Genomic DNA, 26090 nt, shown 5'->3' on the forward strand with positions numbered 1-26090 from the left:
TCACGCCACCGCCTCAAGGTAGCAAACGAAATATCCGTCCATCAACCCGGGCCGGCATAAAGCCAGCCCGCAGCGGTTCTACGACGCCAGCGCGCCGTTCAGCCAGGTCAGCAGATTTTCAACCGACGGCTGCGCGGGCGCCCGCGACGTCGGCTGGCCCTGCTCGATCAGCAGCAGCGTCGGCAGGCCGCGAACCCCGAGGGTGGCCGCCAGCTCCGGGTGGCGATCGGCATCAAGATAGCGCGTATCCAGCGCTGCGATCCGCGCCGCAACCTTTTCCTGCGCCAGCAGCTGCCAGAGCTTACGGCAGTGCACGCAGCGCTCCGCGCCGACAAACAGCAGCACCGGCCGCTCGCTCTCCAGCTCCTGCGCCGCGCTCAGCGGGTTGAAGGCGCTTTCCGCCACCCGGAACAGCTTCGGACTGCGGCGCAGGGTATCGTTGTCGGTCGCCACGCACAGCGCGTCGGCGCTTTTGCTATACGGCTGCACTCCCGCGACCCGCACCACGCTCTGCGCCGGGCCCGCGGCCGCCGCGCCGGGCTGGCGTAGCGTCCGCACGTCCACCGCCGCGATCGGCGTCTCCTGCGGCTGCGCCAGCTGCGGGATCCAGGCGTAGGGGATGCGGTAGGCGCGATAGACCATATTGTTATTCAGCGTCCTGCCCCAGAACGGCGAAATATATTCCCAGACGATCTCATGATCGCGGGTCACTTCAAAAACGCGGCCGTTCGAACCTTCGTTAATCAAGGTATTGCCGTTTTCCAGGCGCTGCATATTGCTGATATAGGGGCTGTAGAAACGGTATGAATCGGTCGGCTGCGGCAGATCCGCTTCGTAGGGCGAGTAGCGCCACTCAATATCAAGGGTTAGCGGATTGATCTCGAGGATCCGCGAATAATCGCGCCAGGCGTTTTTCACCCCGTCCGCCGACGCCGGGTTCGGCGCGCCGTATCCGGCCCAGCCGCCGTTATCGAAGATGAGGATATTGCCCGCGCCCGGCAGCCCGTGGGGGATCATATGTGCGTGATGCTGGCCGATAATCCAGCCGATGTGCTTGAGCTCCGGCTTACTGTAATCCGGGCCAAGCTGCCAGACGATACTGCCGCTCTGCTTATCAATGATGGCGATGATGTTGGATTCGCGGGCGTCCCAGATAATATTGTCGGGATGGAAGCGCCGATCCCCGGCGTCATACCACCTGTTCGGCCCCAGCGCCGACATCGAGTTGATATGCATCCAGTCGCCCATTCCGCCGCCGCTGGCGCGCATATTGGGGTTATTGTACAGCGCGGTGCGCGCCGCATCGTCGAAGCCAAGCTCGTGGAAATGGTCGCTGCAGCGCCACTCCCAGACCACGTTGCCCTGCCAGTCGACTTCGATAATCGTGTCATCCAGCAGCAGCTTGTCGGAGATATCGGCATTCACCAGGTTGGTGTGGGCGAGGATCAGCGTATTTCCCCCCTCCACCTGCGGCTCCAGGCCCGGCGCGTAGTAGCCTACCGGATTGCCGGCGCGCTGGTAATCGTGATGCGCGCGGGCCATCCAGCGCGTTTCGTTGCCGGGATCGCTGACCTGCTCGTAGCGATCGAACTTCCAGGTCACGTTGCCCTCCCAATCGACCTGGATCAGATCGAGCATATCCTGCATGCCGTAGCGCGGATCGCGCTCGCCGCTGTGGCCGAGTATCGCGCCGCCGGGCAGGATCTTATTGGGAAATCCGTGCAGTTCAGGCCATTCGCGTACCACCTGGCCGTTCATATCCACCAGCACCGCGCCGCGCTCGGTAGCCTGGAAAAGGGTGTAGCCGCTCCAGGCGCGCGTGGGATCGTAAACGGTGGCGCCGGTCGGGTAAACGGAAGGATGTCCCATGGTGTTGCTCCTTAAATAACGGTATCAGGCAGAGTGGTAATCAGATTGCGGATCCGCCGGCAGGCGGCGGTAAAAGAGGCCTCTTCGCGCCGACGCGGATGGGGAAGCTCAAGGCTCACCACTTCGCGTATCCGCCCCGGGCGCGGCGACAGCACCACCACCCGGTCGGCCAGCGCAACCGCCTCTTCCACATCGTGGGTCACCAGCAGCGTGGTGGTGCCCGCGCTCCGGTGGATCTGCAGCAGCTCCTGCTGCAGGGTATGGCGCGTCAGGGCATCCAGCGCGCCGAAAGGTTCATCCAGCATCAGAATTTGCGGGCGGCCGACGAGGCCGCGGGCAATCGCCACCCGCTGCGCCATCCCGCCCGAGAGCTGGGCGGGCAGCGCGCTGGCAAACTCGGTGAGCTGGACGCGCGCCAGCATCTCCAGCGCCCGCTGGCGCTTCGCCGCCCGGCTCAGCGGCTCGTCCGCCAGGCCGAGCATCACGTTGTCGATAACGTTGAGCCACGGAAACAGGCGCGGCTCCTGAAACACGATGCCGCGATCTTTGCCGACGCCGGTCACCGGCTCGCCGTGGATGCGAATCTCGCCCTGGGTGGCGGACTCAAGCCCGACCAGCATCCGCAGCAGCGTTGATTTACCGCAGCCGCTGCTGCCTACCAGCGCCACCAGCTCGCCGGCGGCGATATCCAGGCTGAAGTTCTGTAGCGCCGTCACCTGCTGCCAGGATTTACGGACGTGGTCAAAAGAGACCAGGGGCAAAGTCGTCATAGCGGCTCCTGTTGGCGCCAGCGGGTGGCGCGAATTTCCAGTAAACGTCCGGCTTTATCCAGCGCTGCACCGGTCATACCGATAAGCACCATGCCGCAGAGAATGGTTGGCATATCCAGCAGCTGCTGGGCATTGATCATCAGGCTGCCGATACCGACGCCGGAGGACATGAAATATTCGGCGCCGATATTGCCAAGCCAGGCGTAAATCACCGCCAGCCGCAGGCCGGCAAACATACCCGCGGCGGCGCCGGGAAGAATGAGCCTGCGCAGGCGCGTCAGGCCGCTCAGGCGCAGCACCCTGGCAACCTCATCCAGCTGCGGGCTGCGCTGCAGAACGGCCTGCAGGGTGCTAAAGAACATAGGGAAGAAGGAGGCCAGGGCAATAAACACGATTTTGCCGCCGTTGTCGTTGCCGACCCATGCGGTCAGCAGCGGGAGCCAGGCAAACAGGGCGATATGGCGCAGGACGTTAAGCGTCGGGGTAAAGATCGCTCCGGCGCGCGGGCGCAGCGCCAGCAGCAGTCCGCAGAGCAGCCCGCAGCCGATACCCAGCGCGCCGCCGGCAAACGCCCGCCCCAGGCTCGCAAGCATCGCCTGTGCCAGCTCGCCGCTGGCCGCACCCTGAACAAAGCGCTCGGCCACCGCCAGCGGCGAAGAGAATAACGCGCTATCGATCCAGCCCTGCCCGCTGGCAAGCTGCCACAGCGCCAGCAGCACCAGCGGCAGCTGCAGTGACCGCCAGCTGGCCTGCGGTTTCCAGGCCAGGCGCCCGGCCGCCGGCTGCGGCCAGAACACCAGCCGGGAGCAGGCCCGGTTGGCCGCCCACTCCATCGCCATGCCGCTGAGGCCCACTACCGCAATGGTGACGAAGACGATATCCAGCTGAAACAGCTGGCGGCCCCAGACCATCAGGTAGCCAATCCCTTCGGAAGAAGCCAGCAGCTCAACGACGATCAGCGATACCCAGGCCTGCGAAAGCGCCAGCCGCAGGCCGGTAAACCAGCCCGGCAGGCTCGCCGGGATCACCAGCCAGCGCAGCCGCTGCCAGCGGGAGAAGTTCATGACCCTTGCCGCTTCGCTCAGCGCCAGCGGTACGCCGCTGACCGCCTGCTGGGTGTTGATGGTCATCGGCACCACGGTGGTTTTAACGATAACCGCCAGCTTCAGGCCGTTATCGATGCCGAAGATCACCATAAACAGTGGGATCCAGCCCAGCGTCGGAATTTGCGCCAGGGCGTAAAACAGCGGCTCGATGCGCTGGGCGGCGGACGGAACCAGGCCGAACAGCGCCCCGAGCAGCGTTCCGGCTACGGCCCCCAGCAGCAGGCCGAGAGCCAGATGCCGGAGGCTGAATCCCCACTGCGCCAGCAGATCGCCGCTCAGCAGCGACAGCGCGGTATCGGCCACGACCGACGGCGCGGGCAGGATCTGCTCCGCCATCCAGCCTTCGCGGGCGGCGAGGTACCACAGCAGCAGCAGCAGCGCGGGCAGCAGCCACGGCCAGCCGTTTAGCCTGAATGTCGGCCTGCGCGGGGCGCCTGTTCTTAAGATCGTCTGCGACATATCGGTCCACTTTTGCTGAAGGTATGCCGCTATAAAAACGTTCCTTGCGCCCCGCCGCCATTGCGTTAGGCGAATAATCCCGATGCAGCAAATGCATTTCAGCCTGCCGGGCACGCGGCCCCTGGTTTAGCTTTTTTTCAGCTTTGCTCTGCGCATAAAAGCATTTAACACCCGGCCCTTCGGCTCTTTAGGGTGAGAAAAAAACTCAGGGGAGCAACAACTTATGATGAAAGCATTTTTTAGCCGCACCTTACTGGCGCTGGTTGCCGCCGTGGGCCTGCTGGCCGGCGCGCAGGGCGAGGAGCTGCGCACCATCCGCATCGGCGTGCCGGATCAAAGCGCGGGCAGCAAGCCGTTTATCGAAGGGCCCGTCGGCATGGCGTTTATCCGCCATCAGCTGGAAGCGGTGTTTAAGCCGCAGGGCGTGGAGGTACAGTGGCAGTTTTTCAAAGGCGCAGGCCCGGCGGTGAATGAAGCGCTGGCCAACCGGCAGCTTGATTTTGTCTACCTCGGCGACCTCGCGGCGATTATCGGCAAAGCTAACGGACTCCCAACGCGCCTGCTGTTGGGCAGCCGCGGCTCCGAATCTTACCTCGCGGCCACCACCGCCTCGGGGATTAAAACGCTCGCCGATCTGAAGGGCAAACGGGTGGCCGTCTATCGCGGTACGGCGGATCAGCTGGCCTTCGATCGCGCCCTCCAAACCGTCGGCCTCAACGAGCGCAGCATGCAGGTGATTAATCTCGACTGGAGCGCCGGCAAAGCCGCGCTGGCGGCCGGCCGCGTCGATGCGGTGTGGGGCGGCGTCTCGCTGCTGGCGCTGCGCGGAGATAAAATAGCGGTGGTGGTGAAGAGCGGCGATTCCGGCCGCCAGAACACCACCCAGGCGGGCTTCCTCGGGACCCAGACCTTTATTACGGCCTGGCCGCAGGCCACCCAGCAGATTATCGACGTGCTGGTGAAGAACGCCGCTGAAATCAGCGACCCGGCCAACCGGGACGCCTGGGCGGCAGAGATGGCGCAGCAGAGCCAGATCCCGCAGGCGCTGTTCCTGGAGGAGCTGCAGCCGCAGGATCTTAACTTCAGCACCTCCCCGCGCATCGACCCGTTCCTCACCGACAGCTTTAGCAGCAGCGTCGGGCAGGCGCACTCCGGCCGCCTGATCCGCAGCGCTTTTGACGTCGGCCAGTGGGCGGACGGGCAGTTTGTTGAACGGGCGCTAAAAACGCAGAGCCTGGAAAAACGCTGGCCGCAGTACGATGCCAAAGGCCAGGCGCTAAACGGCGCTTAGCCCCTCTCCTCCCGGGCCAGGAGCTGCAGCTGATGCTGGCGGTCGGCGTGCAGGATAACCTCTATCAGCTTTGCCACCAGCGGCGGCTGCGCGGCGTGAACCGGGGAGATAATCGCAAACCGGGTCTGCATCAGCCGCCACTCGTCCGGCAGGTCGCTTAGCTCGAGCTTGACCAGCCGGTGGCTGTGCTGGCAAAGCGCGAAGCCGTCTTCGCTGGCGAAGCTTATCGCGTCGGTATGCGCCAGAGTTGAGAGCAGCGCGTAGATATGGTCGCACTGAATCGCCGGGGCAAAGTCCTGCTGCTGGCTGAGGGTCGCCAGCACTTTGCGCACCCCGGGCGGCAAGTACGGCGCGGCAAAAGGATAGCGCAGCATCTCCTGGATAGAGACCGGGCCCCGCTTTGCCAGCGGATGATCGGCGTGGCAAACGAAGAAGCAGCGCTGGGGGCTGAGCGGCTGGACCCGCAGCTGCGGATCCAGTTCGGCCTGCCAGCTGTCGGCCACCACAAAAGGATACTGCTGGGTGGTGAGCGCATGATGCAGGGCAAACCAGTTATCAATCTGAAAGCGCACCCGCGCCTGCGGCAGCAGACGGTGAAACTCGCCAACGGCGGCCGGGATCAGCCGCGCGGAGGGCGCCGGGCCGCAGCCAAACGCGACCTCGCCGTTTTGCGCATCATCCGCCTCCCGCAGCTGGCTGCTGAGCTCGACGTTCAGCTCCTGAAACCGCCGGGCGTACGGCAGCAGCTTTTGCCCGTGCAGCGTGAGCGTCGGTAGCCTGCTCTGGCGGTCGAATAGCGGATGACCAACGCTCTGCTCGAGCGCCTGAATGCTGCGGCTGAAGGCCGATTGCGACAGGCACACCGCCTCCGCCGCACGATTAAAGGTGCCGTACTCAACCAACGCCACAAAGTTGCGCAGTTGGCGAAAATCCAGATGCATAGACCCGCCCGTTTTCTCTTTTTATGCCACAAAAGTACTGGAGGGCGGCCCGGCGGCGCAATGCCGGGATGATGAGGATCTTTCACCTTGCCGTCAGCCGCAATCATCGCGCCCGCAAAGTTTCCGTGAAATATTGTTGAATAGTGAAATTATTTATTAATAAATGAGATTGAAAATGTTAACGCCAATATTTCCTGCACCGCCGGCATGACAAATTATGCGCGCGCCTAACGTAAGGTTTCGTAAATATCAGCTAATCCCATTCTGGCAATATGGTGAATACGCTATAAATAATTCCGTTCTATAGCTCACTATGAAAATAATGATATGACGCCAAAGCTTGTGCACGCCTTATTATTTGTTCCTTTTTTGATTTTGGCAGGATGTTCATCCCCGGCTAAGCACCCGAAAACCGCGGCCCACCCTGAATATGCCCCCATCGACGGCGGTTCAGATGACCTGATCCCGGTCCTCGCCGCGCTGCACGATCAGATGCATACCTGGCACGGAACGCCCTATGAATGGGGCGGCACCGATCAAAGCGGTGTCGACTGCTCCGGCTTCGTCTGGCGCACGCTGAAGGATCGCTTCAACCTGCCGATGGACAGGGTCACGACCAAGGAGCTGCTGCGAATGGGCGAGCGGGTCAAGCCACAGCAGCTGCGCCCTGGCGACCTCGTGTTCTTCCGCATTAACGGCGGCATGCACGTCGGCTTCTACGACACCAACCACGATTTTCTCCACGCCTCGGCAAGCCAGGGCGTAATGCGCTCCTCGCTGGACAATCCGTACTGGAAGTCGGCTTTCTATCAGGCGCGCCGCCTGCCGAAAGAGTATAACGCTCAGATAACGATGAACGACGATCGCCGGCACCTGGCTAAAAACCGCTAATGCCGAATAAGAAAAAGCCGCTGCGCAAAACGCAGCGGCTTTTTTACCCTCTACCCGGCAGCGCTCGCTGGCCGGGGGTCAGGATAATCAGAACTGGTAGGTCATGCCCAGGGCAACGATGTCGTCATCATTGATCGCCAGCTTGTTATCGCTCTTCAGCTGGTTGATTTTATAATCAACGAAGGCGTTCATGTTTTTGTTGAAGTAGTAGGTCAGGCCGACGTCGATATAGTTGACCAGGTCTTCGCTACCCACGCCTTCGATATCCTTACCTTTAGACAGCACGTAGCCCAGAGACGGACGCAGGCCGAAGTCGAACTGGTACTGTGCCACCGCTTCAAAGTTCTGCGCTTTCGTCGCAAAACCGCCGCTGATCGGGGTCATTTTGCGGGTTTCAGAATACATGGTCGCCAGGTAGATATTGTTGGCGTCATATTTCAGGCCGGTAGCCCAGGCTTCCGCTTTTTTACCCACGCCGCGCGCCAGCTGGTTCTGCGCGTCAGTACGGTCAGAGCTGGTGTAGGCTGCGCTGATGGCGAAATCGCTGCCGCCGAAGTCATAGCTTAAAGATGTGCCGAAGCCGTCGCCGTTCTGTTTCTTGGCTTCGCGACCTTCGTTTTTACCCTGATACTGGAGGGTCAGATCCAGACCATCAACCACGCCGAAGAAGTCGGTATTGCGGTAGGTTGCCAGGCCGCTGGAGCGCTTGGTCATGAAGTTATCGGTCTGTGCGGAAGAGTCGCCGCCGAATTCCGGGAACATATCGGTCCAGGCTTCAACGTCGTACAGCGCGCCGAGGTTACGGCCGTAGTCGAAGGAGCCGAAGTCCTTCAGTTTTACGCCAGCAAACGCCAGACGAGTCTTCTGGGAAGAGTCGCTTTCGGTTTTGTTGCCGGAGAATTCGGATTCCCAGCGACCGTAGCCGGTCAGCTGGTCGTTAATCTGGGTTTCGCCTTTGATGCCGAAACGAACGTAGGTCTGGTCGCCGTCCTTGCTGTCATAGTCGCTAAAATAGTGCATCGCTTTGACTTTGCCGTACACGTCCAGCTTATTGCCGTTTTTGTTGAAAACTTCAGCTGCCTGAGTAGCCGAAGAAGCAATAAGACCCATCATCATTAATGCCAGTGAGCTCTTTTTCATTATTCAGTCCTGGTGATTTATTTATACGCGCTAATCAATTCCGGGCGAACGCCCCGTGAAAACAGGAGGTTTTTTAACGCTCCAGTATTAAAAATTTATGACAATGTGGAACTTTTTATAAAAAAGGGTATTTAAATGTATCTGTCATAAAATTGTCATCATCCCTCTCCAGAATGCCCGATCCCGCGCAATAAAACGGCGCGCTAAAAACGCCGCGGTTGGCAAGCGGCCTGAGTCCTGTTACAACATCACCTCGATATCGATATTCCTTTTGAACGGCAGAGAATCATGAGTGATAGCCAGACGCTGGTGGTAAAACTGGGCACCAGTGTTTTAACGGGCGGATCCCGCCGCCTGAACCGCGCCCATATCGTCGAATTAGTGCGCCAGTGCGCGCAGCTGCACGCCATGGGCCACCGCATTGTTATTGTGACCTCCGGGGCCATCGCCGCCGGTCGTGAGCACCTCGGCTACCCGGAACTTCCCGCGACGATTGCGTCGAAACAGCTGCTGGCGGCGGTAGGACAGAGCCGTCTGATCCAGCTGTGGGAACAGCTGTTTTCCATTTATGGTATCCACGTCGGCCAGATGCTGCTGACCCGCGCGGATATGGAAGACCGCGAGCGTTTCCTTAACGCCCGCGACACCCTGCGCGCCCTGCTGGATAACAACATCGTGCCGGTCATTAATGAAAATGACGCCGTGGCCACCGCCGAGATTAAAGTCGGCGATAACGATAATCTTTCGGCGCTGGCCGCTATTCTTGCCGGCGCAGATAAGCTGCTGCTGCTGACGGATCAGCAGGGCCTGTTCACCGCCGACCCGCGCAATAATCCGCAGGCCGAGCTCATTACGGACGTGCACGGTATTGACGACGCCCTGCGCGCAATTGCCGGCGACAGCGTTTCCGGACTCGGCACCGGCGGGATGGGCACCAAGCTGCAGGCCGCCGACGTCGCCTGCCGTGCGGGCATCGATACCATCATTGCCGCGGGCAGCCGTCCTGGGGTAATTGGCGACGTGATGCAGGGCGTATCGGTCGGTACGCGTTTTCACGCGCAGGAGTCGCCGCTTGAGAACCGCAAGCGCTGGATTTTCGGCGCTCCGCCGGCGGGAGAACTCACCGTCGATGCCGGTGCGGTGCAGGCGATTCTTGAACGAGGCAGCTCGCTGCTGCCGAAAGGTATTAAAGTCGTGACCGGCAACTTCTCGCGCGGCGAAGTTATCCGCATCCGCAATAGCGACGGCCGCGACATTGCTCACGGCGTTAGCCGTTACAACAGCGATGCGCTGCGCCTGATTGCCGGCCAGCACTCGCAGCAGATTGACGCGATCCTCGGCTATGAGTATGGCCCGGTCGCCGTCCATCGTGACGATATGATTATCCGTTAAGGAGCTGAAAATGCTGGAACAAATGGGCATAGCTGCCAAGGCGGCCTCTTACAAACTCGCGCTGCTTTCCAGCCGCGAAAAGAACCGGGTGCTGGAGAAGATTGCCGACTATCTGCAGGCCGAGACCGAGACTATTCTGCAGGCTAACGCCGAGGATCTGGCGGAAGCTCGCGCCAACGGCCTGAGCGAAGCCATGCTCGATCGCCTGGCGCTCACGCCGGCGCGCCTCGACGGGATAGCCAACGACGTTCGCCAGGTGTGCAGCCTGGCCGATCCGGTGGGTCAGGTCATCGACGGCGGGCTGCTCGACAGCGGCCTGCGTATTGAACGCCGTCGCGTTCCGCTGGGCGTCATCGGCGTTATCTACGAAGCGCGCCCAAACGTCACCGTCGACGTCGCCTCCCTGTGCCTGAAAACCGGCAACGCGGCGATTCTGCGCGGCGGGAAAGAAACCTGGCGTACCAACGCCGCGACGGTGAAGGTTATCCAGCTGGCGCTGGAAGAGTGTGGCCTGCCGGCCGCTGCGGTCCAGGCGATTGAGAGCCCAGACCGGGCGCTGGTCGGCGAGCTGCTGAAGATGGATAAGTATATCGATATGCTGATCCCTCGCGGCGGCGCGGGCCTGCATAAGCTGTGCCGCGAGCAGTCAACGATCCCGGTCATCACCGGCGGCATTGGCGTGTGCCATATCTTTGTTGATGAGTCCGCCGAGATTGAGCCGGCGCTGAAGATCCTCGTCAACGCTAAAACCCAGCGGCCAAGCACCTGCAACACCGTCGAAACCCTGCTGGTGCATGAGAACATCGCCGGGCGTTTCCTGCCTGCGCTGAGCAAGCAGATGGCGGAAAGCGGCGTGACGCTGCACGCTGACGCGCGATCGCTGCCGGTACTGCAGAACGGCCCGGCGAGCGTAGAGCCGGTGAAGGCCGAGCAGTACGACGACGAGTTTCTGTCGCTGGATCTGAACGTCAAAGTCGTTGCCGGCCTCGACGACGCCATTGCGCATATCCGCCAGCACGGTACCCAGCACTCGGATGCCATCCTCACCCGCACCCTGAGCCACGCGAATCGTTTTATCAACGAGGTGGACTCTTCTGCGGTGTACGTGAATGCCTCCACCCGCTTCACCGACGGCGGCCAGTTTGGTCTCGGCGCGGAGGTGGCGGTCAGCACCCAGAAGCTGCACGCGCGCGGCCCGATGGGCCTTGAAGCGTTGACGACCTATAAGTGGATTGGTTTCGGCGACGATACCATTCGTGCTTAAAGCCAGACGGGTGATGCAAAAGTAGCCGGTTGATTCATAAGGCCATTGACGCATCACCCACTTAGTTTTAACCTTTTACCCCGTGATTCACCCCGGTGAACGCATCCTCTTCAGGGCCGATATAGCTCAGTTGGTAGAGCAGCGCATTCGTAATGCGAAGGTCGTAGGTTCGACTCCTATTATCGGCACTCACACATCAAAATCCTTATAAATAAATCACTTGCAGAGATTTCATCTCTCAATGTACGATCTTTTTATCAGTGATTCTTTCAGTAACAGTTGCCGCTGTGGTTAATAGTGGCAATTGGGATGTTAACTCATAGCGGCGTGTCGTTTCCAGGCTCAAACACGAACAAAGTGTGAACAGTCGCATCGTTCCGCCAACAACTTGAAGCCGATGACGTTGCCAGCGTCTCTAATCCTTTCCCAGAACCCTTGTCAATGTGGCTCGCGCTTCGTGCGGCGCTCCATGATGCAACACGTCGAGATGACGTTGCAGCGAATAAACAGGCGTAATGTTGGGAAGACTAACCGGATCGGGAAAGAATCCGGCTCTGCCACGGTTTCAGCCACCGGATCACAACGGCTACCTGATAAGAAGCCATGACAAGGCATCATCATTCCCGCGAGGGGATCACATATCGCTCGTTTCTCCCTGTGAAGGGATAAGGGCTAACTGCGGAAGTCGCTATGCTCCGCCTCTCCTTATGTGCCCAACACGGCACGCAATGGTCACTTATTGGGTGTCGAACCCGTTTTCAGTGACATTTTGCAGGTTTACTTATCAGTGAGATTTTTTATAGCCTGCCTTTGTGGCCCAACAGCGGGCCGAACTGGAGGCAATCATGGCGAAGAATGCAGCAGCAACCAAACGCAACAACCGTAAAATTCACGCCCGTAAGTTTCTGGCAACACCGGAGGGCAAAGCCTGGCTGGAACGGAAGAAGGCAGAAGAGGCGGAGTTGAAGATGGTCGCAGAAGCCAGGCAATTTATCTGATTGCTATGAACCGCAAAGAGACCGATCATGGTTCTATGCGGGTTGTTATAGCTGATGAAAATTCAGGCTGCGTTGACCTGCGTAGCCGTCATGGTGCTATATGGTCGGCATTTCTTTTTTCATTCTTCTTTTTGATTCTTTTTACCAACGGATTTAGCCACTCTGGCTCATCAGTGAGATCTGACGAATAACAATATTCTGGGACTGCTTTCCAAAATGCTGTTATTGCGTCGGCAAACTCGACAAATTGCTTTTCTGTGATCTGGAGATCATCATGGTTCGGTACATTCTGAATACCTCGAAGTCCAGTAGGATGAGGATAATACTCTGGATGAGATAATGATAAGGTTTGATGAGACTCTCCATCACCATGCTTGTAAACATTCACGACCAAATTACAGGCTTTGATCTTTTCACCATATTCAGTTCCGTTGATTCTGAGTCCAATCCATTCAAGGAACTTAATAAGTTGATTGAATGTGAAACCCCAAATCATAGGGGTGATGATATCTCTTTCACACCAATGGCTTAACTCTTTGATAGTATGTTCTCGCAGCCTTTTATCAAACTGGTGATACATGCCTGCTGTTACAGCCAACAGTACGGAGTTTTGCATCTCCATCAGAGACCATACATAGCTGACCCCTTCTTGATACGCTTGCTCATAAGCCGCCATCGGATCATCATAATCAGGGTTAAAATGTTCAGCGGATGACTCGAGGGATTGTTCTTCTCTTTTTTCCGCTTCTTTATCCAAATCCTCGAACTGCGATAAAAGCCTACGTCTTGCTTCTGAAACATAGAATTCATGCGGTTCAAGGAAATATGGCAGATCCATCTTTGCGAGCCAGAATGTGACGAAGTTATCGGATGGCATATCTTCCCCGGTAATGTAGGTAAACAGTTTGGATTTTATTTTACATTCAGCGATACAAAAATTCCTGAACTGATGTGTCGGAATTGTCATTTGGTATGAAGTGCGATAAAAGGGTAAAATTCGTACTGTGCGCTTTAAGAGAAACATCCATAAAATGAGGTGGTTATGAGTGAACGCTACGAATTCTTACCCGGTTGCTTCCTGACAGTTTCAATCTCTTCGGGATATTTTACCGTCATCCTTGCTGGTTCGCTTCCTCCTGTTGCCCCTGGTGCTGTTCATGCGGATAATATCGCGCAAATCATAGGCATACTTGATTCGTACTTTCAATTGACTTACTCGCAGCGTCAAGGGATTGCTGATCATCTTAGCTCCCAGGGGATCGAACCGTGAAAGATTGGCTGTTTGATGTGGATAATTTGACCATGCTTGCTGCATGGGCTGGATTTGCGTTATCTATCTTCCAGTTATTAAAATCCAGAACATCCATTCGGCTTTTCTTGGGTTGTGATCTGGACGAAGACAGGATCGATGTATCCAACCTGAGCGCCCACGATGTGACGTTGAGTTCGGCGGGTGTCGTGACTGCCAGCGGACGCCTGAGAATGCTATCAGATGAACATTCCGACGAGTATATGATCAGCCCACTGCTGCCACGTCGATTAAAAGCCCGTGATGAAATAATCTTGGAAGTGCCATTCATCAACAGGGCATACCATAACAAGGTGCATCATCGCGGAGGGGTGTACGTGACTACATCTGACGGAAAGCTGTTCAGTGATGTTAGTTGGCTGCGCCGTCGTTGGTGGTGGTTGTTGTCAGTGATTTTGCGCGATACTAAACGGTGATTCCTGATAACTCCCTCATCTTGGAACTGACCAACGAAGACGGGGCCATCATTAGCCCCGTTGCATTGCTTATGAAGGCCTACCGCAGCGCCTCAAGCCACGCCAGCAACTGGCGCAACTGTTGCCCGCTCATCGCCGGGATTTTAACCGCCTGACCTGCCTCGACGTTGCGAAGCGCGAGCGCTAAGGCCATAATGCTGCTGTTCTGCATTCCTGACTCTCCGTCGGTTTTGTTGAACATGGTGCGGGGTGCTGTCTTGGCGGATTTCACCCCGTGCCACTTCTTCGTTAACTGCCTTCTCTACTGCTTGATTAACTGCCTGCTGTACTGCGCTCCTTAGGTTCTTCGGTAGCAGATGCCGCTGTATCACCGTCCCGGCAAACGTCACCGTCTGCGTATAGACCTGAACCACGGCACCACACCAGATAAAGCTGGCGAGCGGCGCTTCCTTCTTCTTCCTCATCAAAATTTATCTCCAAACAAGGCGACGACTGATGCCGCCGTGATTCCAACAACGATGGCGATACACCACCATAAACCTGACCAGTCTGTTTTCTGCTGTGGTGCTGTCAGGTGACTTCTGAACCGCTCCCGATCTTCGTTCAATTGCGTACCTCATAGTGTTTGTTCTCAGTCTGAGTCCTCCGTGTCGAAGGTCTTCACGGACGGACAATGCTTGCTCCGCGTTACAAAGTTGAAGCTGTAAATGGAATTTTCATACCGGCAAAGCGTTTTGCCGCTTTCGGTCTCCTCCTGTGCTGTTAGTTGCATGGTGATGCGGCCCGCGTGTGCCGCCAGTGGCTGACATGCCAGCAGGGCCAACAAGGTTAATGTTGTTGTACATTTTTTCATCTACGCGTCCCCGTGTTGTTAAATGTTCAGATCGTAGGTCTGATTCACTTCATCTTGCGTGATATCGAGGTACGTCATGGTGACTGATGGGCTGCTGTGGTTCAGCATTTTGGATATTGTCTCGATAGGTACACCACGTTCCCACAACGCACGCCCGCGACACTTGCGGGCGCTATGCGTCCCGATGTTTTTATCCGTGACCATCTCTCCGGCCTCGCTGAATGCCCTGCTCGCTGACTCTCTGGTGACTGGCCTCGCCGCCAGATTTTTCACCCTGTTAGAACGCGACTGAAACAGGAAGACGTCTTTCGGGTATGCAGCCCGGCGGCGGTTGATAATCTCCCGTGCCTTTTCGTTAATCGGGATAACCCGCGCTTTTTTCGTCTTGCCCTCTGTGATGCGGATCTCCGTCCCGGCAACGTCTTTATAGGTCAGTGCCAACAGATCGCTAATGCGTAACGCCAGGTTGAGATTGAGCGCCCAGGCATCGGCGTATGTCTCGTTGCGGTATCGCAACACCTTCTCAATTGCCGCCGCCTCTTCCAGCGTTGGCGCGTTTGTTTTTGCCATGATTTGTGCTCCATTAATCGTTCTGATGAGTGAATAATTGATCGTTAAGCTGATCATTGTAAAGCACTTTTTTGATCATTTTTCTTTGGTCACAAAGGTGTGGTGGATGCAACCCAGCCCCGCCGGGAGGGAATCTAAAGAGGCCCGTCTTCTATGGGTTCGGGAGACGAAAATATCCCTACACACCAACAGATCTGCTTGACGCATGATCACACCACTCATAAAAAGTCAACAGTAATTTCAAAATATCCTTATGGCAGAGTGATCAAGTCCTCGCCCGGTGACCAGGAACTGGGCTGAACTTCGTCAACGCATGCAAAGAATTGAATTTTCATTCACATTTCGGCTTATTCTATTCATCTGGTGACTGCATAAAACCACGATACGGCGGCGGCAGAGACGGCAAGGCAATTAAAGTCTATATTATTCAATTTGTTAACTTAATTCTTCCTTGCTTAGGTCACAGTTGATAATAGTGTGACCTAACTCAGGGAGTCGCTTTTCCCTCTACCTGATAAGCAAGGTTTCCCCACCAACATGACGCTAGGCGCTGGCGATGTGTCCCGGTTCCCGCCTTTGATCTTTGCCACATCCGACAACATTTCTGGCCGATGCCCTTGTACCACCCGGTAACCCTTACCACGCTTCATCAGAAGCCCTTAGCGGCGTTTGCCGTCGCGATCTGAATCACGATAACCGCAATCACAGCGCCCTCCTGAGCGCGTCCCGTGAGCCTGAAAATTGGGCTGAAAGGCGAGGCGATTCTCATCGTTTCTGGTTTTTTGGCGAAGGAATTTTTTTTCAACGAAATGGGGCGTCGTGAATGAATCCGGTTTAACACCGCGATGAACAGGCAAGCCTGCAATATCGGCAGACAAATTTAACGAAGCCGCACCAGCCGGGGCGCTCAGACCTGATCGTTATGTCTTCCACACTATCGCGGAGGTCGTGACTTGACCACTACCACGAGCGGAAATTGTCTCAGACTGACCCGGACGGGTCGAATTAGCGCGTATTTACAGGCTATTAATGTGCATTTATTGATGGTTAATCGTTCGCATATCGAACTTTATAGAGGGTGGCCTTTGTTATCCGTGGCGGCGGTTCTGACCTGCCGGGTTGCGGCGATGCCAGGTAGGGACAGCATAGTGTCATCACCACTGAGGAATGTTTGGCGGTCACGGAGGTGTCTTCTCTCGGAAGGGAGGGTGTCTTCTGCTGGAGGATACGTGTCTTCTGTCAGAAGGGAGGTGTCTTCTGGGAGACGTAGTATAAGAACAACCATAAAAACAGAAATTAAAACAAACATAAAAGCATTACCCCCAGGGCAAACCCTTGTCGTGTTTGGCTGTCGCCTGTTGTTTGCTGGTCTCTGTTCAGTCGCTCCGCGACAGGCTCGCCACCTTTTGGGCAGCAAGGGCGACAGCCCGCGCAGTAATTTGGAAACTGTCACGAAATCGTAGATTGAGAGTCGATGGGGGCCGCGAGGGGTGCTGAGGTTTAAGCAAAGTCCGCGCCAAGAATTAAAGCAGCAGCACCATCAAATCCTTAACGATAGAGGCCTACGCGGCCCTGTAACGCTTCGGGTAATACGACGGTAGCGGGTATGGTTCAGAAGCCAGCAGAGCGGCTTACAGAGCGTTTAAAAAGGACTTGACATTGAATTCTTAATTATGGCATAGTATGATTAGGAAAGTAATATTATCTTGACAAATGCTTGCATTACTGATAACATGGCTTTCAACAATTAAGGTCATCACCGCCCGGTGAGAGTCCTGACTAAATGGGTTACACGAAGAACCTCCGAGAAAAATTTTAATAACTCAACGGAGAACCCAAATGAACAAACCGAAATCCCAACGCATCACCCCTGCCACTATGACTGGCGAGCAGATCGCAGACGCCATCATGTACGGTACGTACACCAAAACCGCGCTTTGGTCTTTCATCTCCAGAAATGGTGGAGCGGATGCGGCACACGCTAAGTACCCGCAGCTTGCCGTTGCACTTCATATCCTGAAAAAGGAAAAGAAGAAGGCGAAAAGTGCGCGTGCTGTTAAGGCGATCCTCAAGCCCTTATCCCGGCAATACGCTGACGGTCAGTCACTGACTGAGATTCTGGCCCCGGTGCTCCAGGGTTACCGTCGTCTATACCGTGAGAGGTTCAATCTGAACATGACGCCCGAGCAGGTGATCATGTTCCTGGTCGCTACCCACGGTGTGGAGAACCTGGAACAACACGGTTACAGCGTTGCGGGCAACTTCCCGACAACTACGACCGTGTGATCCCATCCGGCGCAATGCCAGGCCAACCAAAAATACAGGCCATAAAGGCCGCAGAATCCTGATCGCCACCGCGATGCAGGGTCGATTTTCCATATCCAACGAACAGGAGAACTGAACTATGAACATCTCATTCCCCGATGAGACTTACCGAACGTTGCTGAAAGAGGCAAATCGCCGCGATGTGCCGATGGCGAGACTTTGTAGTGAGTTGCTGCAAACAGCGGCAAAAATCATTGATATAACGAAAACAGATAGCCAAACAGATAACCAGCGAGGAAATGATGAGCAACAGAGCAGCAGAAAATAAACCTTACGAATCACTGCCCCAGCCGAATGTGGCCGAGCCGATCACGATTGATACGTTTTCAAACTGGTCAATCCTGGTAGCGCGGATCAAATGCTTCAACGGGGTAAAGAATGATCCATTAATCATGGCGGTATACAGCCATCTGCTTGGCTGGAAGAAAACGACTGGGCAGATTCGTCCATCTCAGCAGTACATTGCGGATTGCTGTTGCATGGGCCTCTCAACTGTCCAGAAGAAGGCGAAATTACTTGAAAAAATGGGGTGGATTACAACCAAACCAGTTTATAAATCAGGTAGTAAAGAGATCATTTGTACGAATTATACCGTCAAAGATCCTGAGGCCATCCTAACCGAACTCAACGCTGCCCTTGTTCAGCAGAGAGATACAACGGTAACTGTCATCAAGAAATCCGAAGGTAAGCCCCTTGGGCAGACACAACGACAAACAGCAGCCGCCAATGATGGTCACCACGGTGGACGTGTACCGCGTGTACCGCAGAGAGTGAACGATCCAGTGGAAGAGAATGAAAACGACGACGATTGCCCTTATTGATGATGAGGAATAATGAATAATGATGACCGTAACGGCCTAAACGCCGCACCAGAAAAGATTGACCCAGAAGAACAAGCAAGTAACGACCTTCCCGATTTACCCGCACAAGAATTACCCGACCCAGAGTTGCCGGATTTGACTCGCCTGTATAAGCGGCGTTGCAGGGATGAGAGCGTGATCAAAAAAGCGAAATCGCTCCTTGTTCACGGTCATACCGTAAATAAAGTGGCCTTGCTGCTACGCCTGCCGGTGGCAAAAGTGCAGCAACTGCATGACGAAGGCTGGAACAGCAGATGCAGACGTGTGACCCGGATTAATGCATACCAAAACGCAAAACTGGCCCTGACCTCATTCAACGAGGGGGCAATGCTCGCGGAGATTTGCCAGGCTCTGGGCCTGCCCCTCTACACCGTGGTGATGTCACTTCGGCAGAACGGGGTTGCTGAATCAGCTATTCAGGCCCGCCTGCCGCCAGCAAATGACCCTTTGACCTTGGCGTACAATATCGTCGCAGAGAGGAAATCAACCAGCAGGTTTAAATCGATCCGGCTGCATTCAAACCGCTGCAAACTGCATCCTGTAACGGTAGCCACAACACAAAGAAGCGCGAGTCAGACAGCAGCCGCAGGCATGACAGCGACGGCCTGAAAGTTCCACATTGAACCAACATTGAACCCTACTCGAAATCTTATCTTACCTGCCCGTTGCATGGTTGGCGTTTCGCTGCACCCGTGATGGAGTGGCCTTGTACAGGAATAAAAAACATAATGAAAAGTGCATTGCAGAAAGTAAAAGACGGAATCGCCGCCATGTTGCTGGGCAAAAATCCCGAACAATTAGCAGACGAGCAGCGCCAGGCGGCTGTAAAAAACGCCGTGGATGACTACCTGGCTCGCCATCCCGATTGGAAGCTGTCAACGAAGCCAGCGCCGAAAGCTGCGCCAGTGACCAATTCCAAGCAGAAAACCGCAAGGATCAAAATGGCCCTCGGTGCTGGAGCTGGCAAGTTCATACCTCACGTTGTGGATGAGGTAGCTCTCGAACGTGCTCGCATCAAAAGCCGCGAGGTAGTCGCCTCAGACCCTGAACGCTATTCGCACATCATCGACTCCACTTCGCTTAACAGAATTGGATGATTCGAGGCTGAATTGCTGATACAGAATGAGTTACCAACTGAATTTACGTGAAATTTGTTGATAATCGTTATCATTCGTGGTAAAATAATAACATAGGGTGATTAATGGGTTCGAAAGAGTCTACTGCGTATTACAGCCATGTTTACGTAATCTCCTCTCAGGCGCTGGCCTCCTGGATACCTTGCACGAGCCATCTTTGCTTCCCAGCGCCGCCTATTCATTCAGCCGGGTTTTACTCTGCTGAAACACGGAATAATTCTGAGCGTGATTAGCCTTGCGTTCGGGGTTTGCCAGCGGTGTAACAACCGTACTACGTCCCTCTCCTCAGGGGGCCATCTTGTCATGATGCAAACTGGCATTGAGCGCGTCACGTTTTGGACTCCTTGCCCTTCAATGGACGTGCCGCCGCTCACCCTTTCCCAGATCAGAAAAACAAAAGATGTACATTCTCCTTGTCCTCCGGGGCGGTTGATACCGCCTTACTTTTTTCTGATGCAGCGGCATGAACTACCGTTAACCAAAGGTTAACCCGGCATTACCGGGCTGAACTGACCCAGTAAAGAGATGCCGTCCAATGGGACGGCATTTTTTCACCTGCACACCGTCAATAATGACGATACGGCCCGAAAGGCCAAAGCCAACAACCGAACAACAACTTTATGGAGTGACCTTTATGAAAATGGGCGAATCCCAACGCACCTTTAATGATGTCGTGACCTACCAGGCCGACGCTAATTTTGCAGTGAAAACAGTCAACATCCCAAACCTGGCCGTCGAAGTGCAGCCCGGTTCGGTCATTAAGGCCGATGGCACCGCATTTACCTCCGGCAACGATGCATTACTGGTTCTAAGCCATCATCGCGCTGGAACAGATGCAAACATCATCGTTGCTGACCGTGGCGTCTACATCCGCCCGGAAACCGTCATCGCCGTTATGGGCGCGACTGTAGGCGCTGCTGCAATTGCTGCTCTGACTACATCCGGCAACATCCGCGTAGCTCAATAATTTTACCGATAAGGACATCACAACATGGCTCTTACAAAAGATTTTTCATACGTCGATTACAGTTCGACCTTTGCGAACGTTCCGGCCCGTAACCGTATCTTAACCAACCTGAACATTTTCCAGCGTGACGTTACTGACCAGTTTAAAACCAGTCTGGACATCCTTAATGCTCAGGCTGACACCATCGCCCCAGCAGCGAATCGCTTTTCCAGCGAATGGGGAAGCACACCGAAGCCAAAAGCAGCTAACCATTTGATCGAACTGCCGTTATTCCCCACCCAGGATGTGATCACGGCAGCAGACGTGCAGCCATTCCGTAAAATCGGCTCCCCGCTACAGGCCAGCGTGCTGGATGCTGTGACTGCTAAAAGCCTGGCTCACTATGAACGCTTTGCTGCGACTCGTGAACGCATGTTTGCTGAAAGCCTGTTCCGTCATCAAGTCACCGATATGGAATACACCGCTGATGGCCCGATCCTGGATTGGTCAGAGGAATTTGGTTACGACCAGAGCACCGGAACCATCTACACGGGGGTTGCTGCTGATCCGTTAGAATCCCTGTCCGATGAGGTCAGCGCCATGAAGCGCCGCATGGGTGGTCTTGCTTCGCTGCTGAAAGGCATCTACCTGTTCGCGGGTTCCAACCTGTTCAAGAAGCTGCGTTTTAATCCATCGGTTCGCCAGCTTGTGCAGTATGGTGTGCTTGATCCTGATGGTCTGGTATTCAATAAAGAGATCAATCCGGCATTCAGCTATTACGTCCTGGATAACGTGACTGTAGTCGAGATGTCCGATACCGAATTCTACGGCATCGGGGCAGATCAGGGCTTCATGGTTCCGGTCTTCGAGAAGCCGTTAAGCGCTGATCAGGCATCGCCATTTACCAACCTTTGTGGCCCAACAAGCCGCAATCTGGAATTGGCATTTGCTGACGTAGTGGATTTCCGCATCTATAGCAGCACCGATGCGTACAGAAATATCACGCTTTCCAGCGAATTTTCAATGCTCCCTGTGGCATTCCGCCCCGACCTGGTGACAGCCATCACCAACGATGCTTCTTAATCACGGTGAGGTAACAGCCCAACGGGATAAGACACCCACGGGCTAACGGTTTTGGGGGCCATCTTCGGCCCCTCCGTCATTATGGAGAGGTAAAAATATGCAATTGAAAATCCTTGGCGTGGGAAACTCGCCGCTGCTGTCGGTCAAGGTTAAGACGTTGGACGATGCCAACTTGCTGAACGTGTCAGCGCTCGCCAGAATGCTGGGAGTGCATCGCAGCACATTTTTATCACGCGTGGCGACGCACGGCCTCGAAGAATCGGTCATGTTCTACGCGAAACAGCAAAAATTGAAAGACGTTAGTTAAGCCGGACGGGTAAAACCGCCCGGTTTTTTTATGCTGGTGATCAGGTACTTTGCGCAAAAGTAGCTATTTAAACGCCGCTATCTTGCCCATTCCTGAGGAATACTGTTACGGTACTCTGGGTATTGTTCATAAATAGCGTGTTGCAACATTGTCACTCGATCCGTGAGTCTTCCAACTTTAGACATATGTCGCCATTCTCCCCAGATAGTTTTTTTATCACCATCAGGGAGGTTCAATGTAATCCCCATCTGGTTATCCGAGAATCTGGCTCCGTTTGTGAAAACACCTAGGCGGGATTTTACCAATTGGTGCAACTGGATTTCTTCACGAGTCATACACAACGCCCTCTATTATGTACTGGATGTATGATCATACCATCGGGTCGGTGGTGATGTCTTGAGCATTTACCTGATTCTACAAATCCGTAATGCTCAATTACTGCACTAAAAATTCGTAGCTCACCAGCTCGATATACCTTGATAGCTCCTCCATCCCCGCACCCTTGCTGTATGTGCGGAATGATTCAGTTTTCCCCCTCTCATGACCCACAATCAAAGCGATCCTGTCTTCGGGGACGCCGCCACGATCAAGTTGGCTGATGAACATCCCTCGCAGGCTGTGGAATACCTTTCGTTCCGTCCCTTCCTCGCCCAAAGCCTTACGTTTGGCCCGTGTAAAACGCTGCGTATGCCACGTTGAGCGCTTGCCGTCGGCACGTTCTGTAATGCTGGCATGGTAGAACAGAAAACCGCTGTGATTGTTCTTGATAAGCTGTTTAACGAGAGTCCGTAACTTGCTATGAATGGGAACCAATCGGGCAGCATTGCGCGTCTTGCCCTCTGTCACCTCGAAACACCAAACCCCCTCTACCGTCTTGATATTGTCTATCTGTAGCGAACAAATTTCATTAAGCCGCATCCCGGTATACATCCCCACCAACGCGACGTCCTTCATCTCCTGATCAAGCAGTCCCACAACCCGAGCCAGTTCATCACCGCTGAATGGTTCGTAACTCTCGCGATCATGTCGCACATCCAGCTTATGGGCTGTGAAGACGTTCTCCTTTGGCGCGTCGTGGTAGCGGTTCTGAGCCAGCGCCACCAGTTGGGATAAGCAGCCTAGGTAATTGGCTAACGTCTGGCTGGCCTTCTCTTGCTTCGCTTTGTCCAGCCAGTCAGTCACCATCGTTCTGTTGATCTCATGCAACTTGAAATCCTTGCAACTGAAATGCCCCGTGAAGACCTCAACCGCCTTAATATACTTGCTCAGGGTAGACAGCTTGCGCCTGTCACTGTGTTGGACGATGAATTCATCACGCAGTTGGATTAGTGAAGGACACACACGAGCGGTAGCAAAATTGACTCCCGCATTCTGGGTGATGTACTGGTCAACCTGGCGTAGTTCGTTCAGAACGCGATCAACATAACCTCCCTGCGGTTTTGGTCTCAGCCGATCACGGATGGTGAAAAACTCATACATTATCCGGTCACGAATGACACGGGCTTCTCTGATATCTGTCGTGCCAGTTGAACGCATGAACGCTGTTCGATTCCCAAACAGGGAACGCATATAAAGCGGCAAAGATACCTTGACCGCATAACAGGATGATCTTTCTCTGACTAAGTACGCATTCGGCTTGTATTTCATGTTCCCCCCGATCTAAGATTCAGGGGCAACTACTACTGGTTGTGTTAGTACCGATTATCAGTGACAGCGCATTCGATTCGAAGAATCAATGACTTGCGCAGCCAGTCATTGGAATAGAAGGTCGTAGGTTCGACTCCTATTATCGGCACCATCTCAACTTCCCCAAACGTCCGTATTCATCTATAAACACCATGATTTATAAATATTTTACTGATTTTTAATCCGTCATTGTCCGTAACCATCCAGTAAAATCCGATGCTGAATGTGTATATGTTCCTGTTCGATCCTGGATTCCTATACACATGCCTTTAAACGATATGCAGATTCGCCGCGCTAAGCCTGAAGCTAAAGCCTATACACTTGGAGATGGGCAAGGCTTGTCATTGCTTATAGAACCTAATGGAAGCAAGAGCTGGCGGTTCCGCTATCGCTATGCCGGTAAGCCCAAAATGATCAGACCGCTCAGTGCCAGAAGCGGATGTAAAAGTACCTGTACAGTAGTGGTTGAAAAGATGGCAGGAATGACGGAAAAATATGCCAATATTGTTGAAGTTTAAATGGATTGAGGAGCAAGAAGTGGGATCGTCTGAAACAGTAAAGAAAATCGGTATGCTGGCCGTTGTAGTTAGCTTGGCCGCAGGATGCGCGCCGTTACACCCTTCCAGCTGTCATAAGACCACGGCAACGGGTAATTGCAGTTCAGGACGCTGGGATGACCAGGATGAATGGGGTGCGCAAGCGCGGGCAATCAGGGCGGCAATAAATGCCAAACTTGATGCGCGGCAAAACTGGAAAGGGAAAAAATGCCGGTTACATATCGAATTTGCTCAGGATGGCACGGCTTTAAACATATCAACCAGTAACGGCAATAAAGGCTATTGCGAAGCGATAAAATCAGCAGCCCATAAAGCCAAATTCCCTGCCTTCAACAATCCGGAAGTCTATAGAGATTTTCAAAAATCCGGCTTCGACATGCGCGGTTAGACATACGATGACTATCTAATGTCGGCTCCTCGCTCACAGCAGACTATAACGCCTGTACCTATAGCCTGCGGAGGTGAACAGTAAAGTGTTCACTGTTCACCGAGTATTCACGCGCTAATACCTTGAAAATAAATAACAAAAACATGCAGTGAACAGTTAAATGCAAAAAAACTTTTTCTTACGGAGAATTGAGCTCAAAAAAAGAACGCCATCGACGATGTGTATAGGTATGTGTATAGATTTATTTATCGATCTTAAATTTCACTTATATATCAACACCTTGATTTGTTGATTCCTATTATCGCACTATCCAAATCAAATAGTTACAGAAAACACTCTCCTTAAAAGCCTCGTCGGGGTTACGCCAGGGTTACTTTTTCCCTCGCGGCCAACGCACTTAAGCTCACTGTTCTTACCGCTGAACCAGGGCATCAAAACTGTCATACACAGTTCAGGATAGAAGCCTCCACGCTGAGTGACCTGCCCCCGGGATTAGATACAACCGAGACCCTCTAATGTCATCTGGACAGCTTCATCAAGAGGGGTATGAGGCTCGGCACCTAAAAAATTGACGAGTTTCGAATTGTCCAGGCGGACCGATTGGCGCCACAGGTACCGCATCTCCAAAAGTTCGCGTAAGGTTGGGTTGAAAGGTGCTGCCATGTACATGAACCACCAAGGAAATGATTGTATTTTGGCAACACCTCCATAGTTTGCGGTGATGCGCTGAATCGCTCTTGCCATCTCTCTGCCATCGGGATCCCAATGACCTTGCATATGGAAGCGAGCAAAGGGATCAAGTTCCTTGCGTCGAGCTAGCAACGCAGCAATAGTTTCTGCTATATCAGGTAAATAAGCCCACTGATGACCTGTTTCAGGTGAACCGGGGTTGGTAATTACACCTGGCAGCTTGCCGGGCTTGATCAAACCCTGAGAAAACCAGTTATTGCCGGCGTGTGGACCGAAAAAGTCCCCCGCGCGGACAATTAATACTCGTCCGCCACGCTGTGTATAGGCCTCAAGTTCTTTCTCCATTTGTACCCTGATCGCCCCTTTCTTTGTGACCGGCATCTGCTGAGCATCCTCTCGCAGTAGCGGAAAGGCATCAGGACCATAGTTGTAAACGGTACCAGGAAGAACGATTAAGGCGCCATTTCGTTCTGCTGCGCCGATTGTGTTGCGCAGCATAGGCAACACAAGATGCTTCCAGTTTCGGTAGCCAGGCGGATTGACAGCGTGAACGATCACACTACAGTCTGTTGCCGCAGCGGCGACTTGCTCTGCGTCGAGAGCATCGCCCCCTATCCACTGGATGTCACCATTTTGTTCGCTTCCGTGAAGTCCTCGCTTTAGCGCACGTACGTCCCATTTTTCCCGAATGAGTCGGCGAGCAGTTTCACCACCAATACCGCCGGTTGCCCCAAGTATTAAGACCTTCCCTCTGGTTTCCATAGTGTTTGCCTCTTTGCTGATTTGAGATTGACAGCGTACGTACAGGCAGGGATAAATGGAATTGCATATCATAATAGAGCG

27 protein-coding genes, 1 tRNA gene and 1 pseudogene are annotated in these 26090 nt (G+C 54.4%); 18 read left to right on the forward strand and 11 right to left on the reverse strand.

Features of this window, described 5'->3' with window-relative positions; translation table 11 throughout:
* Positions 1-78: 78 nt before the first annotated feature.
* Genes RTE01_RS15975 through RTE01_RS15985 form a run of 3 tightly spaced genes read right to left on the reverse strand, consistent with a single transcriptional unit; the run spans position 79 to position 4204 of the window.
* Positions 79-1869: an aryl-sulfate sulfotransferase gene (locus RTE01_RS15975; protein ID WP_134525304.1), complete on the reverse strand. Its 1791-nt coding sequence runs from the start codon at positions 1867-1869 to the stop codon at positions 79-81.
* Between the two features lie 11 nt (positions 1870-1880).
* A complete protein-coding gene (locus tag RTE01_RS15980) occupies positions 1881-2639 on the reverse strand; it encodes an ABC transporter ATP-binding protein (RefSeq protein ID WP_134525303.1) in 759 nt (252 codons plus the stop codon).
* A complete protein-coding gene (locus RTE01_RS15985) occupies positions 2636-4204 on the reverse strand; it encodes an ABC transporter permease (protein WP_141335167.1) in 1569 nt (522 codons plus the stop codon). The genes RTE01_RS15980 and RTE01_RS15985 overlap by 4 nt, the downstream gene beginning before the upstream one ends.
* Positions 4205-4427: 223 nt before the next feature.
* Between RTE01_RS15985 and RTE01_RS15990 the strand changes: the two genes are divergently transcribed.
* A complete protein-coding gene (locus tag RTE01_RS15990) occupies positions 4428-5495 on the forward strand; it encodes an ABC transporter substrate-binding protein (protein WP_141335169.1) in 1068 nt (355 codons plus the stop codon).
* Here RTE01_RS15990 and RTE01_RS15995 read toward each other — a convergent pair.
* Positions 5492-6436 (reverse strand): LysR family transcriptional regulator, encoded by a 945-nt coding sequence (locus RTE01_RS15995; protein ID WP_134525302.1) that lies wholly within the window; start codon positions 6434-6436, stop codon positions 5492-5494. The genes RTE01_RS15990 and RTE01_RS15995 overlap by 4 nt on opposite strands.
* A 327-nt stretch (positions 6437-6763) precedes the next feature.
* On the opposite strand from RTE01_RS15995, the gene RTE01_RS16000 reads away from it, so the two are divergent.
* Positions 6764-7327: a C40 family peptidase gene (locus RTE01_RS16000; protein WP_115193491.1), complete on the forward strand. Its 564-nt coding sequence runs from the start codon at positions 6764-6766 to the stop codon at positions 7325-7327.
* An 87-nt stretch (positions 7328-7414) separates the two neighbouring features.
* On the opposite strand, the gene phoE is transcribed toward RTE01_RS16000, so the two are convergent.
* Positions 7415-8467 (reverse strand): phosphoporin PhoE, encoded by a 1053-nt coding sequence (gene phoE, locus RTE01_RS16005; protein WP_041144215.1) that lies wholly within the window; start codon positions 8465-8467, stop codon positions 7415-7417.
* Positions 8468-8755: 288 nt separating this feature from the next.
* Here phoE and proB point away from each other — a divergent pair, with 288 nt between their 5' ends.
* The 4 genes from proB to RTE01_RS26180 all read left to right on the forward strand — a co-directional run bounded on the left by proB (position 8756) and on the right by RTE01_RS26180 (position 12121).
* Positions 8756-9859 carry a glutamate 5-kinase gene (proB, locus tag RTE01_RS16010; RefSeq protein WP_041144214.1) on the forward strand — a complete coding sequence of 368 codons (1104 nt, stop codon included), beginning with the start codon at positions 8756-8758 and terminating at the stop codon, positions 9857-9859.
* A gap of 10 nt (positions 9860-9869) precedes the next feature.
* A complete protein-coding gene (gene proA / locus RTE01_RS16015) occupies positions 9870-11123 on the forward strand; it encodes a glutamate-5-semialdehyde dehydrogenase (RefSeq protein ID WP_134525301.1) in 1254 nt (417 codons plus the stop codon).
* A 115-nt stretch (positions 11124-11238) separates the two neighbouring features.
* Positions 11239-11311: transfer RNA gene (locus RTE01_RS16020), tRNA-Thr, on the forward strand.
* Positions 11312-11968: 657 nt separating this feature from the next.
* Entirely contained in the window at positions 11969-12121 is a 153-nt protein-coding gene (locus RTE01_RS26180; RefSeq protein ID WP_166793709.1) for a hypothetical protein, read from the forward strand.
* A gap of 88 nt (positions 12122-12209) precedes the next feature.
* On the opposite strand, the gene RTE01_RS16025 is transcribed toward RTE01_RS26180, so the two are convergent.
* On the reverse strand, positions 12210-12998 hold the full coding sequence (locus tag RTE01_RS16025; RefSeq protein WP_141335171.1) for a hypothetical protein: 789 nt from the start codon (positions 12996-12998) through the stop codon (positions 12210-12212).
* Between the two features lie 165 nt (positions 12999-13163).
* On the opposite strand from RTE01_RS16025, the gene RTE01_RS16030 reads away from it, so the two are divergent.
* Both RTE01_RS16030 and RTE01_RS16035 read left to right on the forward strand, forming a co-directional pair.
* Positions 13164-13391 carry a hypothetical protein gene (locus tag RTE01_RS16030; protein WP_141335173.1) on the forward strand — a complete coding sequence of 76 codons (228 nt, stop codon included), beginning with the start codon at positions 13164-13166 and terminating at the stop codon, positions 13389-13391.
* Entirely contained in the window at positions 13388-13846 is a 459-nt protein-coding gene (locus tag RTE01_RS16035) for a hypothetical protein (protein ID WP_134525300.1), read from the forward strand. Before RTE01_RS16030 ends, RTE01_RS16035 begins: the two co-directional genes overlap by 4 nt.
* A 79-nt stretch (positions 13847-13925) precedes the next feature.
* Here RTE01_RS16035 and RTE01_RS26415 read toward each other — a convergent pair whose 3' ends face one another.
* Positions 13926-14057 (reverse strand): hypothetical protein, encoded by a 132-nt coding sequence (locus RTE01_RS26415; protein WP_255313533.1) that lies wholly within the window; start codon positions 14055-14057, stop codon positions 13926-13928.
* A gap of 660 nt (positions 14058-14717) precedes the next feature.
* Positions 14718-15269, reverse strand: coding sequence for a tyrosine-type recombinase/integrase (locus RTE01_RS16050; protein WP_134528405.1), 552 nt, complete (start codon positions 15267-15269; stop codon positions 14718-14720).
* A 1839-nt stretch (positions 15270-17108) separates the two neighbouring features.
* On the opposite strand from RTE01_RS16050, the gene RTE01_RS16055 reads away from it, so the two are divergent.
* The 8 genes from RTE01_RS16055 (at position 17109) to RTE01_RS16090 (ending at position 21926) form a co-directional block, all read left to right on the forward strand.
* The gene (locus tag RTE01_RS16055; RefSeq protein WP_134525298.1) at positions 17109-17555 is read left to right on the forward strand and encodes a hypothetical protein; all 447 of its coding nucleotides are present in this window, start codon (positions 17109-17111) and stop codon (positions 17553-17555) included.
* A 118-nt stretch (positions 17556-17673) separates the two neighbouring features.
* The gene (locus RTE01_RS16060) at positions 17674-17862 is read left to right on the forward strand and encodes a hypothetical protein (protein ID WP_134525297.1); all 189 of its coding nucleotides are present in this window, start codon (positions 17674-17676) and stop codon (positions 17860-17862) included.
* Positions 17837-18415 carry a helix-turn-helix domain-containing protein gene (locus RTE01_RS16065; RefSeq protein ID WP_141335176.1) on the forward strand — a complete coding sequence of 193 codons (579 nt, stop codon included), beginning with the start codon at positions 17837-17839 and terminating at the stop codon, positions 18413-18415. The genes RTE01_RS16060 and RTE01_RS16065 overlap by 26 nt, the downstream gene beginning before the upstream one ends.
* 12 nt (positions 18416-18427) lie before the next feature.
* Positions 18428-19063, forward strand: coding sequence for a hypothetical protein (locus RTE01_RS16070; RefSeq protein WP_174824238.1), 636 nt, complete (start codon positions 18428-18430; stop codon positions 19061-19063).
* Positions 19064-19182: 119 nt separating this feature from the next.
* Entirely contained in the window at positions 19183-19551 is a 369-nt protein-coding gene (locus RTE01_RS16075; RefSeq protein ID WP_134525295.1) for a hypothetical protein, read from the forward strand.
* A gap of 673 nt (positions 19552-20224) precedes the next feature.
* Positions 20225-20557, forward strand: a complete 333-nt coding sequence (locus RTE01_RS16080) for a hypothetical protein (protein WP_134525294.1) — start codon at positions 20225-20227, stop codon at positions 20555-20557.
* 24 nt (positions 20558-20581) lie between these two features.
* Positions 20582-21619 (forward strand): major capsid protein, encoded by a 1038-nt coding sequence (locus RTE01_RS16085; RefSeq protein ID WP_134525293.1) that lies wholly within the window; start codon positions 20582-20584, stop codon positions 21617-21619.
* A gap of 97 nt (positions 21620-21716) precedes the next feature.
* Positions 21717-21926, forward strand: a complete 210-nt coding sequence (locus tag RTE01_RS16090) for a hypothetical protein (RefSeq protein WP_134525292.1) — start codon at positions 21717-21719, stop codon at positions 21924-21926.
* A gap of 77 nt (positions 21927-22003) precedes the next feature.
* Here RTE01_RS16090 and RTE01_RS16095 read toward each other — a convergent pair whose 3' ends face one another.
* Together RTE01_RS16095 and RTE01_RS16100 are read right to left on the reverse strand one after the other, a co-directional pair.
* Positions 22004-22261: a hypothetical protein gene (locus RTE01_RS16095; RefSeq protein ID WP_074416330.1), complete on the reverse strand. Its 258-nt coding sequence runs from the start codon at positions 22259-22261 to the stop codon at positions 22004-22006.
* 100 nt (positions 22262-22361) lie between these two features.
* Entirely contained in the window at positions 22362-23573 is a 1212-nt protein-coding gene (locus tag RTE01_RS16100) for a site-specific integrase (RefSeq protein ID WP_141335178.1), read from the reverse strand.
* 302 nt (positions 23574-23875) lie between these two features.
* Here RTE01_RS16100 and RTE01_RS16105 point away from each other — a divergent pair.
* Together RTE01_RS16105 and RTE01_RS16110 are read left to right on the forward strand one after the other, a co-directional pair.
* Positions 23876-24028, forward strand: a pseudogene (locus RTE01_RS16105) (Arm DNA-binding domain-containing protein); the annotation flags it as partial.
* Between the two features lie 79 nt (positions 24029-24107).
* Complete coding sequence (locus RTE01_RS16110) at positions 24108-24557, forward strand: cell envelope integrity TolA C-terminal domain-containing protein (RefSeq protein ID WP_409372339.1); 450 nt, start codon at positions 24108-24110, stop codon at positions 24555-24557.
* 492 nt (positions 24558-25049) lie between these two features.
* On the opposite strand, the gene RTE01_RS16115 is transcribed toward RTE01_RS16110, so the two are convergent.
* A complete protein-coding gene (locus RTE01_RS16115; protein WP_141335180.1) occupies positions 25050-26009 on the reverse strand; it encodes an NAD-dependent epimerase/dehydratase family protein in 960 nt (319 codons plus the stop codon).
* Positions 26010-26090 lie beyond the last annotated feature (81 nt).

The sequence above is a fragment of the Klebsiella terrigena genome (assembly GCF_006539725.1).
GTDB classification, from domain to species: domain Bacteria; phylum Pseudomonadota; class Gammaproteobacteria; order Enterobacterales; family Enterobacteriaceae; genus Klebsiella; species Klebsiella terrigena.